Consider the following 20607-nt stretch of genomic DNA (forward strand, 5'->3'; position numbering starts at 1 on the left):
CAGATCAGCTCCTTGAGAATTGAGAAATTAGGGATTCTTGCACTTCAGCCAGCGTTACTTTCTCATCTACCTTTTGCTTCGTGAAATCCCAAATGCTGTCGATATAATGGATCGACTCGTCGATCTGGGCATTGGAGCCTCTCTGATACGCTCCGATATTAATCAGGTCTTCTGAATCCTTGTACACGGCCATCAGCCGTTTGATGTTCTCGGCGGCCGCAATCTGCTCTTTAGGAGCAATATCCTTCATCACACGACTGATGCTGGAGAGCACATCAATCGCCGGGAAATGGCCTTTGTTGGCTATGTTGCGGTTGAGCACGATATGACCGTCGAGGATACCGCGCACAGCATCCGCAATAGGCTCGTTCATGTCATCCCCATCCACCAGCACAGTGTAAAAGGCTGTAATCGAACCGGTTGGACCGGTCCCTGCCCGTTCCAGCAGTTTGGGCAAGCTGGCGAATACGGAAGGCGTATACCCTCTCATCGCCGGCGGTTCGCCAACCGCCAGTCCTACCTCACGCTGTGCCATCGCATAGCGGGTAACTGAGTCCATCATCAGCATCACATTGAGGCCACGGTCACGGAAATATTCCGCGATCGTGGTAGCAATCAAGGCGCCCTTGATTCGGATCAAGGCCGGCTGGTCAGAGGTAGCTACAATGACTACTGAACGCTGCAAGCCTTCAGGTCCCAGATCACGTTCGATGAAATCCAGCACCTCACGACCACGCTCGCCAATCAGCGCTATCACATTGACATCAGCCGATGTATTGCGGGCAATCATGCCCATCAAGGTGCTTTTGCCAACCCCTGAGCCGGCGAAGATCCCAACCCGCTGCCCTTTGCCTATGGTAAGCAGTCCGTCAATCGCTCTTACGCCAATGCTGATCGGTTCCAGCACTCTCGGACGGTTAAGCGGGTTGGAGGGAATATTAAAGGTCGAGCTATGCGGCATCCGGGCCGGGATCAGAGAGCCGTCCAGCGGCTGTCCCAGACCATCTAGTATTTTGCCCAGCAGTTCTGAACCTACCTGAACACTCAGCGGTTTGCCGGTTCCCACCACATCACAACCCGGTCCAATCGCCTGCAGCTCACCGAGCGGCATCAGCAGAACCTTATTGTCCCGGAAGCCTACTACCTCGGCCTGCAACGGCTTATTGCCCTTGGTAGGGTAGATATAACATACATCCCCTATGCTGGCATCCGGCCCTTCCGATTCAACCATCAGACCGATAACCTGTGTAACCTTTCCGTTGATGCGTACCGGATCGAAGTTGCTCAACTGCTCTTTATAACGCCGGCTGTCAAGCATCCTCTTCCCCATTTCTGCTCTCATCACTGTCCAGGGCGATCCGGACAAGCTCTTTTTTGATCTCGGCCAGCTGGGTATCGATACGTGCATCAATACTGCCGAAGGAGGAGCGGATTACACACCCCTTGTCCTTCACTGTAGAATCAGGGAGAATCTGCAGCTCAGCCTGCGAGTCAACCGCCAGTGACAATTCCTCCCTGGCCGCATTGACAAAAGCAAACTGGGCCGGAGAGACACATAACGAAATCATTCCCTGCTCACGCTTGCGGGCCAGATTCTTGCGGATCAGTTCTATCGTGAACAGCGGTTCCACCGTCAACTGCTTGTCCACAATCTTCTCGGCAATATCACAGCTCAGCTCCACCAGAAACGGCTCAGCCTCCTGAATGATCATATCCCTTGCCTTGTAAGCTTCCTGCAGCACACTGCTCGCTTCTTCCATCATATCAGCCAGCTTCAATCTCATTTCCCGATCAGCCTCTGCCATGCCTTCCTGATAGCCTTGCTGATAAGCTTCCGCTTTCACTGCCGAGGTAAACTGCTCATCCTGCTCGCGACGCTGACTCCACCACTCCTCGGCCTCTGTCTTCGCCGACTCCACAATGTTCTCCGCTTCAAGGGAAGCGTTTCGTACCTGGCTTTCGGCGAATTCCTGCGCATCCTTAAGCATCTGCTTGCGAGCCTGCTCTGCCGCTTCCCGGGCCGGGTCCTCATAATGAGCTTCTTCCCGGTTCTCTTCAGCGGCAGGCTCCTCGGTAAGGCCGGCATGATGCCTGGCCTGTTCCAGTCTCTTCAGCACATCTACAGGAACATATTGGGAGTGTTTGATCAGCTTAGACAATTATGTCATCTCCTCCACCACGGGCGATGATGATCTCACCGGATTCTTCCAGTCTGCGGATCGTTCCGACTATGCGGGTCTGGGCTTCTTCCACATCACGCAGCCGAACCGGTCCCATGTACTCCATTTCCTCGCGGAAGGTTTCCGCCATCCGTTTGGACATGTTGCGGAAAATAACATCCCGCACCTCTTCGCTCGCCACCTTGAGCGCCAGCTGCAAATCGGCGTTGTCGATGTCGCGGATAATCCGCTGGATTGCACGGTTGTCGACATTGACGATATCCTCGAACACAAACATCCGCTTCTTGATCTCTTCGGCAAGCTCCGGGTCCTGAATCTCCAGGGAATCCAGAATGATCCGCTCTGTTCCCCGGTCTACGCCATTCAGAATCTGTACAATCGACTCGATGCCTCCGGCATTCGTATAGTCCTGAGTAACAGTTGCCGACAGCTTTTGTTCCAGCACCCGCTCAATCTGGGTGATAACTTCGGGAGAAGTGCTGTCCATCACGGCAATTCTGCGCGCAACTTCAGCTTGCTTCTCCTGCGGCAAGGACGACAGAATCGCTGCCGCCTGTTCAAATTGCAGATAAGACAACACCAGCGCTATCGTCTGAACATTCTCATTCTGGATAAAGTTCAGAATCTGATTGGGATCAGCCTTACGGGCAAAATCGAAAGGCCTAACCTGCAGCGTGGCGGTCAAACGGTTGATAACCTCCATCGCCTTGGTCGATCCCAACGCTTTCTCCAGAATTTCCTTGGCGTAATTGATACCGCCTTGTGAAATATATTCTTGGGCGAGGCAAATCTGATGAAACTCAGCCATGATCGACTCTTTCTCACCGCTGTCCACCTTGCGGACGTTGGCGATTTCCAGAGTCAGCTGTTCGATTTCCTCATCCCTTAGATGTTTAAAGATTTGTGCCGAAACCTCCGGCCCGAGTGTAATTAGCAGAATCGCAGCCTTTTGGCGGCCGCTGAGCATCTGCTGGCTAGCTTTTGCCATTAATTATTTCACCTCTGTTCATCTGCAAGCCAGGTGCGCAGCAGATTTACGAATTCGTCCGGTTTCTTCTTAGCCAGGCTCTCAAGCTGCTTGCGAACCTGGCTTTCGTTCGTCACGCTCTCCATATTTATAGAAGGGAACTCTGTAGGAACCTGAAGCGGAATGTCCTCTTCTTCCTCTTCCACCGGCTGTTTACGGCTGCGGTAGAATAAGTATCCGCCGCCTGCGCCCAGCAGGAGGGCAACTGCTCCAATCGCCCAGATCATCCAGGTTGCCAGTCCGCCAGCCGCGTCTTCGGCAGCTCCGCCGCCAAATTGTTGTGAGTACACCGAAACTTTTTTCAATAAATCAGCGTCTGTATAATCAGTTCCAGAATCAGCTAATGAGGCGCGGACAATATTAACCAGGATGTCCTCTATAGCATCATTTGTTGTATCATCCAAAGTTGTTGCTCCGTTAGGTGGTTCAACTGCAACATTTATGGTTAAATCTTTAACAGAATAAGGGCTTGCAATAATATCCTTAGTGATTCTACTAACCTCAAAGTTCCTCGTCTCCGATGATTCTTCAGAGGTAGATGTACCAGAATCCGTTCCTGCCGGATAGCCCGCGACATCCTCAGAGCCTGTACCCGCAACCCCACCGTCCGTGTTAGCCTGGCCTGAATACGTTTTGCTGATAATTTGCGAACTGATTTCAATACCCTTCATATTCTCAGCATCCACCGGCGCAACAATATTCTCTTGGCGATTCTCCTTGTCAAAGTTCAGCTTGGAGAACACCAGAACATCAACTTTATCGGGACCTGTAAGCGTGCTGAGAAATTGTTTCACATTCTTCTTCACTTCTTCTTCAAATTTCTTCTGAAGGGCGAAGTTCTCTTCAACCTGGCTGGATACGCCGGCTTGCCCGCCTTTGGCGGTTGGCATCAGTTCGACCTCGTTGTTCGCTATGGTAATATTCTCAACCGGCAGGTTGGGTACCGCAGTCTTAACAAGGTTGAAGTAGCCATCGATATTGTCCTGGCTTGGTCTGAACCCCGGATCAAAGGATAACACTACGGAAGCAGAAGCCTGCTCCTGATCCGCCTGGGAAGCAAATACTGTTTCTTTGGGCAGATTGACGAGCACCTTGGCGTCCTTAATTCCTTGCATGCGCCGCATCAGCTGCTCAACTTCACCGTTGATGGCGTTGTTGTACTTCACATTAAATTCACTGTCAGTCGTCCCTATCATGGACGAGCTTTCATCAAAGACCTTAAAACCGATAGATCCACCCTGCACAATTCCTTGCGAACCGATATTCACTTTAATCCGTGCAGCGTCTGTACTCGGCACCGAAATGCTCTGCCCGTCAGGGCTTAGACGATAAGGGATGCCGGCTGAATCCAGAAAGGTCATAACCCCTGCTGAATCCGTACTGTCCAGGTCCTTAAAAGCCACTTCATATTCTGTCTTGGATAATTGCATGGTCAAAACTACGATTATTAAAATGATGATAAACAGTGTGGAGAAGAATAAAATCTTCTGTTTACCGCTGAATCTGTTCCAATACAGTGTTATTTTCTCTCTGTACTGGGCCAATCTTTCATTCACAGTGTCACCCCATCCGAAACTAAGCTAGGATTATTTAAATCTGCGTTCTCATAATTTCCTGATAGGCTTCAATCATTTTGTTGCGGACCTGTGTGGTCAGCTGCAGGCTGAGCAAGGCTTGCTGGGAAGAAATCAGCGCTTCATCCACATTCACTTCTCCAAGCACAAATCTGTTGTTCATCTCTTTGGCTTGCGTTTCCTGGTCAGCCACCTGATTTAGCGCATTCTCCAGATATGAGCCGAAGCTCTGCATGGAGCCGGCCGGAGTGGGTGAAGCTTCGGCCGCCGCCGTCTTCATGGTAAGCTGTTGAATCGCACCGGTGCCTATAGATATATTCTGTATCATTCTTTTCCCCCCTTAAGCGTAGTTTCCATTAACGGCCAATCTCAAGCGCCTTCATTACCATGGCCTTAGAAGCATTAAGCATCGTGACGTTGGCGTCATATGAACGTGAAGCCGACATCATGTCCACCATCTCTTTGACCATATCAACATTGGGCATATATACATATCCACTCTCATCCGCGTCAGGATGTCCCGGGTTGTATACCGGTTTAAGCGGCGAGGTATCATTTATAATGGAGCTCACCTTGACTCCAGCCTGGGTTCCGTTCATTTGGGAGTTCAAGATATTGGAGAAGCTGCTCTGGTCTGCCGTTTCCATAACCACAAGCTTACGCTTGTAAGGAACGGCCTTGCCATCCACCACAGATGCACGTGTTGTCTCCGCATTCGCAATATTGGATGAAATCACATCCATGCGCAGCCGCTGGGCGGTTAAGGCTGAAGCGCTAATTCCTAAACTACTGCCAAAGTTCATCTTCTCTATCTCCCCTCAATTACAGTGCGCAGCATGCTAATCTGATTGTTCAGCTGCCCTACATAAGAATTGTACCGAAGCTGATTCTCTGCCGCAAGCGACATTTCCCGCTCTATATCCACATTATTGCCATTGTTGTTCATAGAGGTAGTTTCATCTGTGCTGACAACTGCGGCTGGTACTAAAGTATTGGTTCCGAACTGAAAATGGCGGTTGTCTGTCACTTTGGCATTCAGCGTGGGTTTCAGTCCGCCCTCCTGCTGCTGCAGGATGCTCTCGAATGAAACATCAGAGCGCTTGAAATTCGGTATATCCTGGTTAGCCACATTATTGGCCAGCACAACATGTCGATCATTGGCTGCATCAATGCCGCCCTGTAATCGCTGAAAACTGACACCGTTTAACAAACCCATTTAAACCCTCCTTAAAAACTATCATAATGGAAAGAATTCCACAACTTCTTCTCAGTTCCTGCTTGTTTCGACAAATAAAGCTAAAATTTTTATTATTTTAGTCGAATGTTGTCGTTTTGATTGCTTCTCGCATACATTGATTCTCTTAGAATTTGTATATTATTACAATAAGAAATAAGCCCTATCTTTTCAGAAAAGAGAGGGCTTAAAGCATGCTTTTTCTATTATATTCCTTTTTTATGCCATATAATGCTTTTATTTCTCATATATTAACTCTTTTCAACTTAAATCGGACACCTTCTTGTAAATCCCTAATTCTATATACCTAATTTAGAACTATTCAAGTTTTGTCGGACTATAGAATATACTGACTGAGGTCACGATCCTGTGCGATGCTGGCTAATTTCTCACGAACATACTCCGGAGTGATCACCATGGTATCCAAAGTCAGCTCAGGAGCCTCGAAAGACAAATCCTCGAGCAGCTTCTCCAAAATGGTGTGCAGACGCCGTGCGCCAATATTCTCCATATTCTGATTAACCGAGGCGGCGATTTTGGCAATCTCGTAGATGGCTTCCTTCTGGAACTGCACATCGATGTTCTCTGTCTTCAGCAGATTGACGTATTGCTTGGTCAGCGCGTTCTCCGGTTCAGTCAGAATCGAGACGAAATCCTCCAGAGTAAGACTGCTCAGCTCTACACGGATTGGAAAACGCCCTTGAAGCTCCGGTATAAGGTCCGAAGGTTTGGCAATATGAAAGGCACCCGCTGCCATAAATAGCACGTAATCGGTCTTCACAGGCCCGTATTTGGTCATCACTGTGGAGCCCTCGACGATCGGCAGAATATCCCGCTGAACCCCTTCACGTGAAACATCGGGCCCGGAGCCTTTTCCCTGGCTGGCCACTTTATCGATTTCGTCAATGAAAATGATCCCAGTCTGTTCCGCGCGCGAAACAGACTCCTGGATCACATCATCCATATCAATCAGCTTGGTGGCTTCATCCTGGGTTAGCACCTTGCGCGCTTCGCGGATCGGCAGCTTGCGTTTCTTGGTGCGCTTCGGCAGCAGACTACCGAACATCTCCTGCATATTCATGCCCATCTGGTCATTGCCCTGACCGGCAAACATATCCAGCATGGTTGGAGAGCTGTCCTCCACATCAATTTCGATGATGTCCTCTTCCAGCTGTCCGGCCAGCAGCTTAAATCGGACGCCACGGCGGCGTTCACTCAGGCTGCCGTCTTCGGTCTCCTCTTTGGTCTCCTCGGCTCCGGCACCGTTGCCGCCAAAGATCATTTCAAACGGATTGCGCTGCGATTTATTCTTGGAGGAGGAGGGGACGAGAATCGAAACGATCCGCTCGTTCGCCAGCTCCTCTGCCCGGTCCTTAACCTTCTCGGTCCGTTCCAGCTTCACCATCCGGATTGAGGTTTCGACCAGATCACGCACCATGGATTCCACATCACGGCCTACATAACCAACCTCCGTGAACTTGGTGGCTTCCACTTTAATAAACGGTGCATTAACTAGCTTCGCCAGCCGCCGGGCAATCTCGGTCTTGCCGACACCGGTAGGTCCAATCATGAGAATATTCTTGGGAACGACTTCATCACGCAGCTCCTCGGCCAGCAGACTGCGGCGGTAACGATTGCGCAAAGCCACGGCTACCGACTTCTTAGCCAGCTTCTGGCCGACGATATATTTATCCAGCTCAGCTACAATTTGACGGGGTGTAAGCGATTGATTCAACATCGTGAATTCCTCCCTTTCCTGACTCCTCTGGCCTTACAGATGTTCTACAATAATATTCGAATTCGTATATACACAAATCTCGGAAGCAATCTGCAGGGCTTCTCTGGCGATATCCGCCGCAGCAAGCTGCGGGGCATGGCGTTTCAGGGCCCGCCCCGAAGCGAGCGCGAAATTGCCGCCAGAGCCAATGGCCAGCACATCATCATCAGGCTCAATAATCTCGCCGTTGCCGGAGATCAGCAGCATGCCCTCTTTGTCCATCACGATCATCAGCGCCTCCAGCTTGCGCAGGATGCGGTCCTGCCGCCAGTCCTTGGCCAGCTCAACCGCTGCCCGCTGCAGATTGCCATGGTGTTCTTCCAGCTTGCCTTCGAATTTCTCGAATAACGTAATGGCATCGGCTACCGACCCGGCAAACCCGGCAATAACCTGCCCTCTGTACAGACGGCGCACCTTCTTGGCGGTCGTCTTCATAATCACGCTTTCTCCGAAGGTAACCTGGCCATCTCCAGCGATGGCGGACTGGCCGTTATGTCTCACTGCACAAATGGTTGTAGCATGAAAGCTGGGTAACATTTTGCGACCTCCTCAAAGTTTTGTGAGCGTTACTTCTCTTGAATACACTTCGTACAAAACTCGCTTCGTAAGCATACGCTTAGTTTTGTGAGCATGACACCACTCGAATATTCTTCGTACAAAACTCGCTTCGTAAGCATACTCCAAGTTTTGTGAGCGTTACTTCTCTTGAATACACTTCGAACAAAACTCGCTTCGTAAGCATACGCTTAGTTTTGTGAGCGTTACTTCTCTTGAATACACTTCGAACAAAACTCGCTTCGTAAGCATACGCTTAGTTTTGTGAGCGTTACTTCTTTACGAATACACTCCGTAAGCCTCTTCTACGAAAGTTCTTCTTCAACCGGTTCCGGGGCTTTATAAGCCAGCCCCTTGGCGGCTGCAAATGCCGCAAGGCTGTCCAGCGCGCGGTAAGCCAGCCATTCATTCTTATCCTTCTTGCTGCGCATTCTCTGTTCCGGCTTCGGCAGCAGGCCGAAGTTAGCGTTCATCGGCTGGAAATGCTCAGGGTCAGCGGAGGTGATATATGCAGGCATGCTGCCCAGTACCGTATCCTCGGGGAACACCAGACCTTCCTGTCCCAGAGCAGCCAGGGCAGCATTAATTCCGGCGATCAGGCCGGAAGCCGCCGACTCCACATACCCTTCCACCCCAGTCATCTGTCCGGCAAAATAAAGCCGCTTCTGATCCTTCAGCTGATAGGTCGGATGCAGCAGCTTGGGAGAATTAATAAAAGTATTACGGTGCATAACGCCATAACGCACATATTCTGCATTCTCCAGACCCGGAATCAGCGAGAACACACGCTTCTGCTCTCCCCACTTCAAGTGAGTCTGGAAGCCCACCAGATTGTAGAGCGTGCCCGCAGCATTATCCTGACGCAGCTGCACAACCGCGTAAGGCAATTTGCCGGTATGGGGGTTCACCAGCCCTACAGGCTTCATGGGCCCGAACAATGCCGTCTGCTTGCCGCGCTTCATCATAATCTCGATCGGCATGCAACCCTCGAAATAAATCTCTTTCTCGAAATCTTTGAGCGCTGCGGTTTCGGCGGAAATCAGGGCAGCATAAAAAAGTTCAAATTCTCCCTCCGTCATCGGGCAGTTGAGATAGGCGGCTTCTCCTTTATCATAGCGGGAAGCCAGATAGACTCTGCTCATATCGATGGAGTCCTTCTCTACAATCGGTGCAGCTGCATCATAGAAGTAGAAATATTCTTCTCCCAGCAATCCCTTGATCTCGGCCGATAACGCCGGCGAAGTCAAAGGTCCTGTTGCAATCACAACAATCCCTTCCTCCGGTATATGCGCCAATTCTTCATTTATAACCTCAACCAGCGGATGATTATGCAGTTTCTCTGTAATCTCGCCGGAGAAGCCGTCACGGTCTACCGCCAGTGCACCGCCCGCAGGCACCGCATGGCGGTCAGCCGCACCCAGCACCAGAGAATCCAGCCGCCGCATCTCTTCCTTCAGCACCCCTACCGCATTGCCCAGTCCATTGGCGCGCAGTGAATTGCTGCACACCAGCTCGGCGAATTGGTCAGTATGGTGCGCGGGTGTCTTTACCACCGGTCTCATCTCGTATAATCTCACCGGCACCCCGCGGGAAGCAAGCTGCCAGGCAGCTTCGCTCCCGGCAAGACCGGCGCCAATCACTGTAACTTTAGCTATTTCAGTCAATGTTCTAGTTCCTCCTGTAAGACCATTATTCTGCCAGCTCTTCATCGTTGTCGAGAACAGCCTCCGTATGATCACATGCTGTGCATTGCAGCTTCACGCCCTGCTTGTTGCGTTTCTCCACCATCCAGGTACCGCAGACCGGACACGGCTTGAGAGACGGTCTGTCCCAGGATACGAAATCACAGCCCGGATACTGGTCACAGCCATAGAAGACACGGCCTTTCTTGCTGCGCCGCTCGACTACCTTGCCCTCATGACATTTCGGGCAGCTGACCCCGATATCCTTCACTATCGGCTTGGTATTGCGACAATCCGGGAACCCTGAGCAAGCCAGGAACTTGCCGAACCGGCCGAGCTTGTAAACCATCGGCTTGCCGCACTTCTCACAATTCTCGTCGGAAACCTCATCTTCAATCTCAATTTCCTTCATTTCCTCTTCAGCGAAGATCAGACGTTTCTCGAACGACTCGTAGAATTCGGCAAGCACTCTCACCCAATCATCAGAGCCCTCCTCCACATGGTCGAGATCCCCTTCCATATGGGCGGTAAATTCCACGTCCAGAATTTCTGGGAAAAATTCCTCCATCTGCTCGATGATCAGCTCTCCGAGCTCTGTCGGCATAAACTTCTTCTCCTCGATGGCTACGTAACCACGCTTCTGAATCGTTTCCAGCGTTGGTGCATACGTACTTGGACGTCCTATGCCCAGCTCCTCAAGCGTCTTGACCAACCTTGCCTCCGTGTATCTTGGCGGCGGCTGTGTAAAGTGCTGCTTCGGATCAATTCCCTGTTTATTGAGATCATCTCCCGCCTTCAGCGGCGGCAAATATTTGTCTTCATCTGTTGTGCCGTCATCATTGCCCTCCACATAGACCTTCATGAAACCGGGGAAGGATACCTTGGAACCCACTGCTCTGAAGGTGGCCTTCCCCGCCGCGATATCAACCGAAAGCGTATCCAGCAGCGCTGAAGCCATCTGGCTGGAAACAAACCGTTCCCAGACAAGCTTGTACAGGCGGAACTGGTCGCGGCTAAGGTATTCCTTCACCATCTCCGGCTCACGCATAGCAGAGGTAGGACGGATAGCCTCATGTGCCTCTTGAGCACCTGCAGCCTTCTTGGAATACTGGCGGGGGGACTCGGGAATGAAGGTCTCACCGTATTTGGCGGCAATCAGTTCCTTGGCTTCATCCTGAGCTGTAGTCGAGAGACGCGTGGAGTCAGTACGCATATAAGTGATCAGACCGACCGTTCCTTCTTTGCCCAGCTCCACACCTTCATAGAGCTGCTGAGCGACGGACATCGTCTTGGCTGCGCGGAAACCCAGCTTGCGGGCAGCTTCCTGCTGCAACGAGCTTGTTGTAAACGGGGCCGAAGGATGGCGTTGTCTCTCCTTCTCTTTTACCTCGGTGACCGTAAAAGCTGCATTCTTGATCGCTTCCAGAACCTCCTGGACATCACTTTCCTGTCCCAGCTCCTTCTTCTCGCCGTTCAGCTTATGAAATTTAGCTTCAAAAACCGAATCACGAATACCCAGCTTAGCGGTAATACTCCAGTATTCGGTAGGTACAAATGCGGAAATTTCGTTCTCGCGGTCCATAATAATCTTCACCGCAACCGACTGCACCCGACCGGCGGACAAGCCTTTTTTGACTTTCTTCCATAATAGGGGGCTGATCTTGTAGCCGACAAGCCGGTCGAGAATCCGCCGGGCCTGCTGCGCGTTGACCAGATCCATGTTAATCTTGCGCGGCGTCTTGAACGCATCCTTCACGGCCTGCTTGGTAATCTCATTAAAAACCACCCGGCACTCCTCGGTGTGGTCCAGATCCAGCGCATGCGCCAGATGCCAGGCAATGGCTTCACCCTCACGGTCCGGGTCAGCTGCGAGATAGACTTTTTTCACTTTTTTGCGGGCATCCTTCAGTTCCTTAAGAATGGAGCCTTTGCCCCGGATCGTAATATACTTGGGATTAAAGTTGTTCTCTACTTCAACGCCAATTTGGCTCTTGGGCAGATCCCGGATATGCCCCATTGATGCTTTCACAATATATTTGCTGCCTAAATATTTGCCGATGGTCTTCGCTTTTGCCGGTGATTCGACAATCACTAATACATCCGCCATAGATTCGTCCTCCTCGTTGACACTCGAACTACTATATTAAATTACCTTATAAATTGCTCCTGGTAATTGTGACACCGCTTTTTTTATGATTAAAGATAACAGAACTGAATGCAAATGTCCAAAATCCCACCGAGTCCGCTCCAGAAGCTCATCCAGTGAAAACGGGCCTTGATGCAGTATATGGTATAGGCGGGACTCCTCTCTTGTCAATTTCTTTTCAGTAAGCATGTCTTCGGAACCCAATGGTTTGGCATCCCCAAGGCCTTGTCCGGCAGAGGTTTGCTGCAGAAAAGAGCGATATTCCTCGAGGATATCCTCGCTGCCGGTAACGAGCTTGGCCCCTTGCTTAATCAGCTCCAGAGCACCTCTGCTCTTGGGCGAAGTAATCGGACCGGGTACGGCAAATACATCTCTTCCCGCCTCCATCGCGCTGTCTGCTGTAATCAATGAACCGCTGCGGCTGTCTGCCTCAACCACTACAGTACCCAGCGCAAGACCGGCAATAATCCGGTTGCGCTGCGGGAACAAACCGGGATGGCTCGGCGTTCCGATTGCGTATTCGCTAAGCACCAATCCGGTGGCGGCGATCTGACGCTCCAGCTCACGGTTCTCCGGCGGGTAGACCTTATCGAGGCCGGTGGCCACCACAGCAATAGTGCCCCCACGTCCGCCTAGCGCGGCTTCATGACAGATACTGTCAATCCCCCGGGCCAGTCCGCTGACAACCGTCAGCCCTGCAGCAGAGAGCGCCTCAGCCAGCATCCCGCCTACCTTGCGACCGTAAGCAGTCGGAATACGTGTTCCTACCATAGCGATGGTCGGCCTAGAGAGCAGTTCCAGACTCCCACGATAATAGAGCACCCAAGGCGGCTGCGCAGTTTCCTGCAGTAATGAAGGATAATCCGGGTCCAGTACAGTGATCATCGCTATACCGCTTTCCTTCATTAGAAAGTGCCGCGCACTGATCCAGTCCCTGGTGAAGGTCTCTGCCAGCAGCGTCGACATTTTATCGCCCAAGCCGATCTTCTCCCAGTCCTGCTTGCAGCAGGAAAATGCTTTTTCTGTCAAAAATCCCGCCCGGCGAATCTTGTCGATACTTTTCCAGCCAATCCCTTGAATCTCTTGCAGCCCAAACAGCAAATCGCGAGTTTCCATAACCTTGCACACTCCTCCGGCGGAAGGGCCAGCCTTCCTGTTTATGGGTGTAAACCTTGCGCGAAAACGCAAAAAAGCAACCTTTTATCCCTAAGTAGTGTGTATTCAAACCCAATCCGGGGTTTGAATACACAGCTGAGGGGAACAAAAGGTTGCTTACCTTTATAACTGATTATACACGAAAAAACACGGTCTGGCTGGGGCTAATCCTTCAGGAATTAATGTGTGGTGCAGGCATTCAGAATGCCGCGTTCCTCAAGCACGCTCACCAGGGTGGAGCCCATATCGGCAGGCGTTGGCGCTACCTTGATCCCACAGGCTTCGAGCACGGCAATCTTCTCACTCGCCGTCCCTTTGCCGCCGGAGATAATCGCCCCCGCATGGCCCATCCGTTTGCCCGGAGGCGCAGTGGCGCCGCCAATAAAGCCAACAACCGGCTTGGTCATATGTTCACGAATCCACTCCGCGGCTTCTTCCTCCGCCGTTCCCCCGATTTCACCGATCATAATCACGGCCTTGGTGCCCGGGTCATCGTTAAACAGCTTCAGAATATCAATAAATTCCGAGCCCTTGACCGGGTCTCCGCCAATGCCTACGGCTGAGGATTGACCAATACCACGTGCGCTCAGCTGATGTACTGCCTCATACGTCAAGGTGCCGCTGCGCGAAATTACGCCCACATATCCAGGCATATGAATATAACCCGGCATAATGCCGATTTTGCATTCACCCGGTGTGATGACTCCCGGACAGTTCGGACCAATGAGGACCGTGGACTTCCCCTCCATATAACGCGAGACTTTAACCATATCCAGTACCGGGATGCCCTCGGTAATACAGATCACCAGGTCCAGTCCCGCATCCACAGCCTCCATAATGGAGTCGGCGGCAAACGCCGGTGGCACATAAATCACACTGGCCGTAGCGCCGGTTGCCGCCTTGGCGGCAACTACCGTATCAAATACAGGCAGGCTGACCTCGCTCCCATTCTCCAGCGTGATGTTAACACTGGTTCCACCTTTGCCCGGAGTCACACCCCCGACCATCTGCGTACCATAATCCAGCGCACCCTTGGTATGAAACAAGCCGGTCGAGCCGGTAATTCCCTGCGTAATAACTTTGGTATGTTTATCTACAAGAATGCTCATCCTTCAGCTCACATCCCTACATAAATTGTCATAATTGGTACAGCAACGTCTACCGGAGTTCGTTCTTACTTTACCAGAGCCACTATTTTGCGCGCGCCGTCCGCCATCGAGTCTGCAGCCACAATATTCAGGCCGGAACCAGCCAGAATCTGCTTGCCCAGCTCCACATTGGTACCCTCCAGACGTACAACAAGCGGTTTGGTCAGGCCCAGTTGTCCCGCCGCTTCCACAACTCCGCTGGCAATCACATCACAACGCATAATACCGCCGAATATATTCACAAAGATACCATTCACCTTGGCATCCGACAAAATAATTTTGAATGCTTCCGTAACCTTCTCGGTAGTCGCACCGCCCCCTACATCCAGGAAGTTGGCCGGTTCGCCGCCGTAATATTTAATAATATCCATCGTTGCCATCGCCAGACCGGCCCCGTTCACCATACAGCCGATATTGCCATCAAGCGCAATGTAGCTGAGATCATATTTCGAGGCTTCAATCTCCTTCTCATCCTCTTCGTCCAAGTCGCGCAGCTCCACGATATCCTTGTGGCGGAACAGGGCATTGGAATCAAAGTTCAGCTTGGCATCCAGCGCCATCACATTGCCGTCAGCCGTAACGACCAGCGGATTGATCTCGGCAATCGAGCAGTCCTTATCGACAAAAGCCGAATAGAGCGCTTGCATGAACTTGACTGTTTTGCCCACCAGCTCATTCGGAATCCCGATACTATAAGCCAGCTTGCGTGCCTGGAAGGTCTGAAGACCTACGGCCGGATCAACGATTTCTTTAAAAATCTTCTCCGGATTCGTAGCAGCCACTTCCTCGATCTCCGTGCCGCCTTCTTCCGAAGCCATCATCACCACGCGGCCTGAGCTACGGTCCACCACCAGCCCGATGTAATACTCCTTCACAATCTGACAGCCCTCTTCGATGAGGAGCCGTTTCACGACCTTGCCCTCCGGTCCGGTCTGATGAGTAATCAGCGTCTTGCCCAGAATGTCTGTTGCATAGGCTCTGACCTCATCGATGCCTTTGGCCACCTTGACCCCTCCGGCTTTGCCGCGGCCGCCCGCATGAATCTGGGCCTTCACCACTACCACCGGTGTTCCCAGCGCCTCAGCAGCTTCTACCGCTTCCTCCACTGTATAAGCAACTTTGCCATTCGGCACGGCTACGCCGTACTTCTTAAGTACTTCTTTTCCCTGATACTCGTGGATATTCATACCGGAAGCCTCCTAAAGTTTCTTGAGCTGTTCTTCCTCAGATTCACTTCAACCGCATACGCTTCGATAGCCTCAATCTTCACTTTGGAATTCTGTACTTCAACTTCAGGCTGGATCACGGGAAGCACAAATTACACTACCCCGAGTTTGTCAGGCTGAATCAGCCTGTTTTCCATTTTTAGCATATGCTTTAAAAGGAAACCCAGAATAGTGTAACATGTTTTTAAAACGCTTTCCTTAAAAACTTTCATAATATATACATATATTTTCGCTTGATTTCATGCCGGAACGCGATTGATCGATTGACTTCTATCGAATTCACTTTTTGGAAGTCGCTTTATTCGCTTCATGGACTCGTTCAAGCAGGTTCTTAAACTGTGCCAGCAGATCGGTTAATTCCCCCCCTGACATCGTCGTTCCCTCTACCATTTTGCTTGGAATACACAGCGCTTCACTCTGTAGAGCCCAACCCTGTTCGGTCAGCGAGATCAGCACCTTCCGCTCATCCTGAAGTGAACGCTCTCTGATAATCAAACCTGCGGCCTGCAGACGCTTCAGCAGCGGAGTCAGTGTTCCTGAATCCAGATACAAGGCTTCGCCGATCTCTTTAACGGTGCATTGCTGCCGCTCCCACAAGACAAGCATCACAAGATACTGTGAATAAGTTAAGCCAATCTTGTCCAGATTGGGCTGGTACAATTTCGTAATCTCGCGTGAACAGGCGTAGATCGTAAAGCAGAGCTGATTCTCAATCAGCAGCTCCGGTGCAGTGGTTTGCTTGTTCATTCTATCTTCACCTGCCTTTATAGCTTTATTTTAGCACAATACACTCCTTATTTCATATTAATAGCGAAAAATAATTTGACTATAATTTTAATTGTGTTATATTAAGTTGTGTACAATATATCATGAAGCGAACGGGAGCGATTTTATTATGATGACCATACAGCATAAAATGTATGAAACTACAGTGAAGGCCGTAGGCGGCAGAAACGGCTATATCGAATCCTCCAGCCCCAAGCTGGACCTGACGATCAGTACTCCGCGTGAAATGGGCGGCGCCGGCGGTGAAGGAACCAATCCCGAGCAGCTGTTCGCAGCCGGATATTCGGCTTGCTTCGACAGCGCGCTGAACATGGTTGCCCGGATGGGTAAAGTAAAAATTGAAGGCAGCGAGGTTACTGCAACCGTCAGTTTCGGCAAAGTTGAAGACGGCGGCTTCGGCATCGCCGTGAAGCTGGACGTACTGGTGAAAGGTGTTGACCGTGAAACCGCCGCTTCGCTGGTGGAAGCCGCGCACGGCGCCTGCCCTTACTCCCGTGCAACTCGCGGCAACATCGCCGTTGAGCTGAATGTGCTATAAAGCGCCTCGCCCTTTTTAACATAAACAGAAGGATGCTTCCCTCCAGGGACGGCATCCTTTTTGACTTGTTGGGATCGGAGGAAATAGATGCGAAAGCGATTTACTATCTGGGTCCCAAGCCGTGTGAGTGCATTCCTGATTATTACTTAAGTTACGGCGAGGATTATGAATGTGCCTGGAACCTACTGAAGCAATTAAGTGCGAAACTGCATCTAAATTCATTACAACTCCCATCAGCAGGCGAATAAGTGCATATCTGGTTACTAGTTAGGCCTAACGAAAAATTATAGGGGAAAATCTACCGCTAGTTGGTCTCAGAATGGGGATTCGATGGAGTTATAGGGAGTTTCTACCGCTAATTACGTGCTATCCGCTTCATATTGCCCTCGAAAGACAATTTAGTGGTAACTTTTCCCTATATGTCATGAAAACCAAATACTATATAAGATGAACTTAAGAATGGAGTAGTGGAGTTGCCAGAAAGACTGATGCATAGCACTTCCTGGAAACTCCGTATGTCACATTCTTAAGTTCACGTTCTATAGCTGGGAGTTAACGGTAGATTTCCCCATTGCCACCTACATGTTTGGACTTAGAACGCTCAAATCTATATGGGAAAAACCCGGGTCCTAAGTAGTAACCATATCTGCAACTAATCTCGAGCAAATCGAACCTGTTAGGCTTTATTGGCCAAATTAGATGCAGTTTCGGTTACTACTTAGACTCCGTATGATAAGAACACTTCAGATTCAGTTCCATGATAGTCTCATATGTCCAGTCCAAAGAATTAGTTGCGAAACTGCATCTATTTAGCCGTTTTTTTCTGTGTTGGAGGAAATAAGTGCGAAAACGCACCTAATTTAGGATTTTGAGCGTAATAAGCTTGCTTTACTCGAATTTAGTTGCAGATATGCACTTATTATCCTGATAATGGGCGTTTTAGCTGAAATTAGTTGCAGTTTCGCATCTAATTACTCCGAAGGTTCCAGGGCAACACTAAATCCTGCTTGAATCCTAAGTAGTAACCTGTTTCGCAACTAATTCGGCGAATGGAGAGATTGGACGTATGAATCTCTTCTGCGGTTGAGTTTTTGGTGTTCTTATCATACGGAAGCCTGCTGTGCTGAAGCTTCAATGTTCAGTCAGCTGGTTCACTCCTCGCTGATCACCTGTCGGTCCAGGTTGCGGTACTGCACCGCTTCCGCCAGATGCGACACTGTAATCTCTGGTGCTCCGTCCAGATCGGCAATCGTACGCGACAGCTTAATGATCCGGTCATGCGCGCGCATGCTCAGGCCCAGATTGTCGAGGACATAATGCAGCATCTCCGTGCTTTCGCTGTCCAGCGCCGCATACCGGCGCAGCGCAGCCCCGGCAAGTTCGCTGTTCCAGGAGATGGGCAGTGCTCGGTAGCGTTCGGCCTGGATCCCCTGAGCAGCCAGCACCTCGCCACGCATCTCTGCAGAAGACAGCGCCCGTCCCGGCTGATCCCACTCCCGGGGACGCGGCACATCGACCTGCAGGTCGATCCGGTCCAGCAGTGGCCCCGAGATCTTCGCCCGGTACTGGGCGATTCGGGATGGGCTGCAGCTACAACGCTGCTGCGGATTGCCGCTCCCCAAGAATCCGCAGCTGCACGGATTCATAGACCCGGCAAGCAGAAATTGCGCTGGGAAGGTGAACGCCGCCCTGGCCCGGCTGATCGTCACGGACCGGTCCTCCAGCGGCTGGCGGAGCACCTCCAGCACATGACGCGAGAATTCCGGAAGCTCGTCCAGAAACAGCACACCCTTGTGGGCCAGACTGACCTCGCCCGGCTTCGGAATGCTGCCGCCTCCGATTAGCCCCGCCTCCGAGATGGTATGGTGCGGGGAACGGAAAGGACGGTTGCGCAGCAGACCCCTGTGGGCATCCTTCAGCTTCCCGGCTGCGCTGAAGATCTGGGTCACCTCCAGCGCCTCACTGTCGGAGAGCTGGGGGAGAATGCCCGGCAGACGCTTGATCAGCATCGTCTTCCCGGTGCCAGGGGGGCCGATCAGGATGATGTTATGCATTCCGGCAGCGGCAATCGTCAGCGCCCGTTTAACATGCTGCTGGCCCAGCACATCACTGTAATCTTCCGTGAGCATTCCGCTATCACCAGCCGGAGGCAGATCCATAGGACCAGAGACAGGACAGTACTGCAGATGCCCAAGCGAACGAATTCTTACTATCGGGCGCTCCTTCCTTGTGGCTTCACCGGTTGTGACCGTTACCGGAAAAGGCAAGCCGGTTGAAGCTGGAGCAAGTGTAGATCCAGGTGAACTATGCAGCAGCTCAAGGATTCTATATCCCGTCCCGGCCATATTGTCCGGCTCTGGCAGCTCACGCAGATGATTCAGCACATATACGGTCATCCCCTGGATCAGTGCCGCTTCTGCAGCGTTCTCACGCGGCAGCATTACCGCGCGCAATCCGGCCTTCCGCGCAGCCGCAACCATCGGCAACACTCCGGTGACCGGCCGCAGGCTGCCGTCCAAGGCAAGCTCACCGATCAGCAGCAGCTCGCCGGCCGCAGGCATCTCCAGTTGGCCGCTGGTGGTCAGAATACCCAAGGCAATCGCCAGATCAAAAGCCGAACCCTCCTTACGCAGATCGGCAGGAGCCAGATTAATGGTGATCCGCTGCTGGGGGTAGCGGTAGCCGCAATTTTTGATAGCCGCACGGACTCGTTCTACCGCCTCACGGATCGCAGAGTCAGGCAGTCCAATGATATTTGACTGGGGCAAACCATTGGATAAATCAATTTCAACGCCGATCATCACACCTTCAATCCCGTACAAGCAGGCACTGTGCATTTTTCCATACATAACAAAAACACCTCATTTTCCAGAAATCACCCTGTGCAGGGTGTCATTCTTCAAGAAAAAGGGTGCTTCCTCATTTTCCACATTTATTATTTAATGGTTATGTTTATTATACAAAGCATGTCATACTCTAATCAACAGCTAATTGCTTTAATCGGAGCCTTCTTCACTGGCGACCACCGTATCCCTGATCTGCTCAAACGTTAGAGGCGTGTAGTTCCAGTGTTCCACACAAATATTAAAATGATGATTGCCCTCATATTTCTGACCATGGATATGACCGTGTACATTCACATAAGGCATATGCTTGTTCATATACATCGGCTCATGTGACAGAAAAAAGAACTCTTTATAAATCAGCGGATGCTCACTGACCTCGTTGAAGCCGGCATCCAGCCACCAGTTGCGGCTTCGCCCACGGTCGTGATTGCCCAGAATCAAGATTTTGTAACCGTTCAGCCGGGAGAGGATGTTACGTGTCGCTTCCTTGCCCAGAAAAGAGAAATCTCCCAGGTGAAACAGTGTATCCTCTGCCCGGACCACTGCATTCCAGCTCTCAATCATCATCTCATTCATCTGCTCCACACTACCAAACGGACGGGATTCGAAATCAATAATATGCTTATGTCCGAAATGATGATCTGAGCTAAAAAAAACGTTAGGCATTGCCAACACCCCCTCATTTCTGTTCTTTGATCTTCTCCCTATGAAAAGGGTTCTGAATTTCCTTTGA

The 20607-nt window shown here is 51.1% G+C and carries 18 protein-coding genes; 1 reads left to right on the plus strand and 17 read right to left on the minus strand.

Features of this window, described 5'->3' with window-relative positions; genetic code table 11:
- Nucleotides 1-4: 4 nt before the first annotated feature.
- The 15 genes from fliI to B9T62_RS16550 form a co-directional block, all read right to left on the minus strand.
- Nucleotides 5-1318: a flagellar protein export ATPase FliI gene (fliI, locus tag B9T62_RS16480; RefSeq protein WP_425436692.1), complete on the minus strand. Its 1314-nt coding sequence runs from the start codon at nt 1316-1318 to the stop codon at nt 5-7.
- Complete coding sequence (locus B9T62_RS16485; protein ID WP_087916262.1) at nt 1311-2159, minus strand: FliH/SctL family protein; 849 nt, start codon at nt 2157-2159, stop codon at nt 1311-1313. The genes fliI and B9T62_RS16485 overlap by 8 nt, the downstream gene beginning before the upstream one ends.
- On the minus strand, nt 2152-3168 hold the full coding sequence (gene fliG, locus B9T62_RS16490; RefSeq protein WP_087916263.1) for a flagellar motor switch protein FliG: 1017 nt from the start codon (nt 3166-3168) through the stop codon (nt 2152-2154). The genes B9T62_RS16485 and fliG overlap by 8 nt, the downstream gene beginning before the upstream one ends.
- A gap of 8 nt (nt 3169-3176) precedes the next feature.
- On the minus strand, nt 3177-4763 hold the full coding sequence (gene fliF, locus B9T62_RS16495) for a flagellar basal-body MS-ring/collar protein FliF (RefSeq protein WP_087916264.1): 1587 nt from the start codon (nt 4761-4763) through the stop codon (nt 3177-3179).
- Between the two features lie 34 nt (nt 4764-4797).
- The gene (gene fliE / locus B9T62_RS16500; protein ID WP_087916265.1) at nt 4798-5109 is read right to left on the minus strand and encodes a flagellar hook-basal body complex protein FliE; all 312 of its coding nucleotides are present in this window, start codon (nt 5107-5109) and stop codon (nt 4798-4800) included.
- A gap of 28 nt (nt 5110-5137) precedes the next feature.
- Nucleotides 5138-5584: a flagellar basal body rod protein FlgC gene (gene flgC, locus B9T62_RS16505; protein ID WP_087916266.1), complete on the minus strand. Its 447-nt coding sequence runs from the start codon at nt 5582-5584 to the stop codon at nt 5138-5140.
- 5 nt (nt 5585-5589) lie between these two features.
- Nucleotides 5590-5997, minus strand: coding sequence for a flagellar basal body rod protein FlgB (gene flgB, locus B9T62_RS16510; RefSeq protein ID WP_087916267.1), 408 nt, complete (start codon nt 5995-5997; stop codon nt 5590-5592).
- Nucleotides 5998-6352: 355 nt separating this feature from the next.
- The gene (gene hslU / locus B9T62_RS16515; RefSeq protein ID WP_087916268.1) at nt 6353-7753 is read right to left on the minus strand and encodes an ATP-dependent protease ATPase subunit HslU; all 1401 of its coding nucleotides are present in this window, start codon (nt 7751-7753) and stop codon (nt 6353-6355) included.
- A 33-nt stretch (nt 7754-7786) separates the two neighbouring features.
- Complete coding sequence (gene hslV, locus B9T62_RS16520; protein WP_087916269.1) at nt 7787-8329, minus strand: ATP-dependent protease subunit HslV; 543 nt, start codon at nt 8327-8329, stop codon at nt 7787-7789.
- A gap of 323 nt (nt 8330-8652) precedes the next feature.
- Nucleotides 8653-10011, minus strand: a complete 1359-nt coding sequence (gene trmFO / locus B9T62_RS16525) for an FADH(2)-oxidizing methylenetetrahydrofolate--tRNA-(uracil(54)-C(5))-methyltransferase TrmFO (protein ID WP_087916270.1) — start codon at nt 10009-10011, stop codon at nt 8653-8655.
- Nucleotides 10012-10036: 25 nt separating this feature from the next.
- A complete protein-coding gene (gene topA / locus B9T62_RS16530) occupies nt 10037-12136 on the minus strand; it encodes a type I DNA topoisomerase (RefSeq protein ID WP_087916271.1) in 2100 nt (699 codons plus the stop codon).
- A gap of 36 nt (nt 12137-12172) precedes the next feature.
- Nucleotides 12173-13291 carry a DNA-processing protein DprA gene (dprA, locus tag B9T62_RS16535; RefSeq protein WP_087916272.1) on the minus strand — a complete coding sequence of 373 codons (1119 nt, stop codon included), beginning with the start codon at nt 13289-13291 and terminating at the stop codon, nt 12173-12175.
- 218 nt (nt 13292-13509) lie between these two features.
- Entirely contained in the window at nt 13510-14439 is a 930-nt protein-coding gene (gene sucD, locus B9T62_RS16540) for a succinate--CoA ligase subunit alpha (RefSeq protein ID WP_087916273.1), read from the minus strand.
- Between the two features lie 65 nt (nt 14440-14504).
- On the minus strand, nt 14505-15665 hold the full coding sequence (gene sucC, locus B9T62_RS16545) for an ADP-forming succinate--CoA ligase subunit beta (protein ID WP_087916274.1): 1161 nt from the start codon (nt 15663-15665) through the stop codon (nt 14505-14507).
- A gap of 318 nt (nt 15666-15983) precedes the next feature.
- On the minus strand, nt 15984-16451 hold the full coding sequence (locus B9T62_RS16550) for a MarR family winged helix-turn-helix transcriptional regulator (RefSeq protein WP_087916275.1): 468 nt from the start codon (nt 16449-16451) through the stop codon (nt 15984-15986).
- Nucleotides 16452-16599: 148 nt separating this feature from the next.
- Here B9T62_RS16550 and B9T62_RS16555 point away from each other — a divergent pair, with 148 nt between their 5' ends.
- Nucleotides 16600-17028: an organic hydroperoxide resistance protein gene (locus B9T62_RS16555; RefSeq protein ID WP_087916276.1), complete on the plus strand. Its 429-nt coding sequence runs from the start codon at nt 16600-16602 to the stop codon at nt 17026-17028.
- A gap of 1151 nt (nt 17029-18179) precedes the next feature.
- Here B9T62_RS16555 and B9T62_RS16560 read toward each other — a convergent pair.
- Nucleotides 18180-19877: a YifB family Mg chelatase-like AAA ATPase gene (locus B9T62_RS16560; protein WP_087916277.1), complete on the minus strand. Its 1698-nt coding sequence runs from the start codon at nt 19875-19877 to the stop codon at nt 18180-18182.
- A gap of 147 nt (nt 19878-20024) precedes the next feature.
- A complete protein-coding gene (locus B9T62_RS16565) occupies nt 20025-20540 on the minus strand; it encodes a metallophosphoesterase (protein ID WP_087916278.1) in 516 nt (171 codons plus the stop codon).
- Nucleotides 20541-20607 lie beyond the last annotated feature (67 nt).

The organism is Paenibacillus donghaensis, assembly GCF_002192415.1.
Lineage (GTDB): Bacteria > Bacillota > Bacilli > Paenibacillales > Paenibacillaceae > Paenibacillus_AQ > Paenibacillus_AQ donghaensis.

Coding starts and splice junctions, on each gene's coding strand:
- hslV (WP_087916269.1), bottom strand. CDS start 8,329: ATGTTACCCAGCTTTCATGCTACAACCATTTGTGCAGTGAGACATAAC.
- dprA (WP_087916272.1), bottom strand. CDS start 13,291: ATGGAAACTCGCGATTTGCTGTTTGGGCTGCAAGAGATTCAAGGGATT.
- sucC (WP_087916274.1), bottom strand. CDS start 15,665: ATGAATATCCACGAGTATCAGGGAAAAGAAGTACTTAAGAAGTACGGC.
- fliG (WP_087916263.1), bottom strand. CDS start 3,168: ATGGCAAAAGCTAGCCAGCAGATGCTCAGCGGCCGCCAAAAGGCTGCG.
- B9T62_RS16560 (WP_087916277.1), bottom strand. CDS start 19,877: ATGTATGGAAAAATGCACAGTGCCTGCTTGTACGGGATTGAAGGTGTG.
- topA (WP_087916271.1), bottom strand. CDS start 12,136: ATGGCGGATGTATTAGTGATTGTCGAATCACCGGCAAAAGCGAAGACC.
- sucD (WP_087916273.1), bottom strand. CDS start 14,439: ATGAGCATTCTTGTAGATAAACATACCAAAGTTATTACGCAGGGAATT.
- flgC (WP_087916266.1), bottom strand. CDS start 5,584: ATGAACTTTGGCAGTAGTTTAGGAATTAGCGCTTCAGCCTTAACCGCC.
- hslU (WP_087916268.1), bottom strand. CDS start 7,753: ATGTTGAATCAATCGCTTACACCCCGTCAAATTGTAGCTGAGCTGGAT.
- B9T62_RS16565 (WP_087916278.1), bottom strand. CDS start 20,540: ATGCCTAACGTTTTTTTTAGCTCAGATCATCATTTCGGACATAAGCAT.
- B9T62_RS16555 (WP_087916276.1), top strand. CDS start 16,600: ATGATGACCATACAGCATAAAATGTATGAAACTACAGTGAAGGCCGTA.
- flgB (WP_087916267.1), bottom strand. CDS start 5,997: ATGGGTTTGTTAAACGGTGTCAGTTTTCAGCGATTACAGGGCGGCATT.
- B9T62_RS16550 (WP_087916275.1), bottom strand. CDS start 16,451: ATGAACAAGCAAACCACTGCACCGGAGCTGCTGATTGAGAATCAGCTC.
- fliI (WP_425436692.1), bottom strand. CDS start 1,318: ATGCTTGACAGCCGGCGTTATAAAGAGCAGTTGAGCAACTTCGATCCG.
- fliE (WP_087916265.1), bottom strand. CDS start 5,109: ATGATACAGAATATATCTATAGGCACCGGTGCGATTCAACAGCTTACC.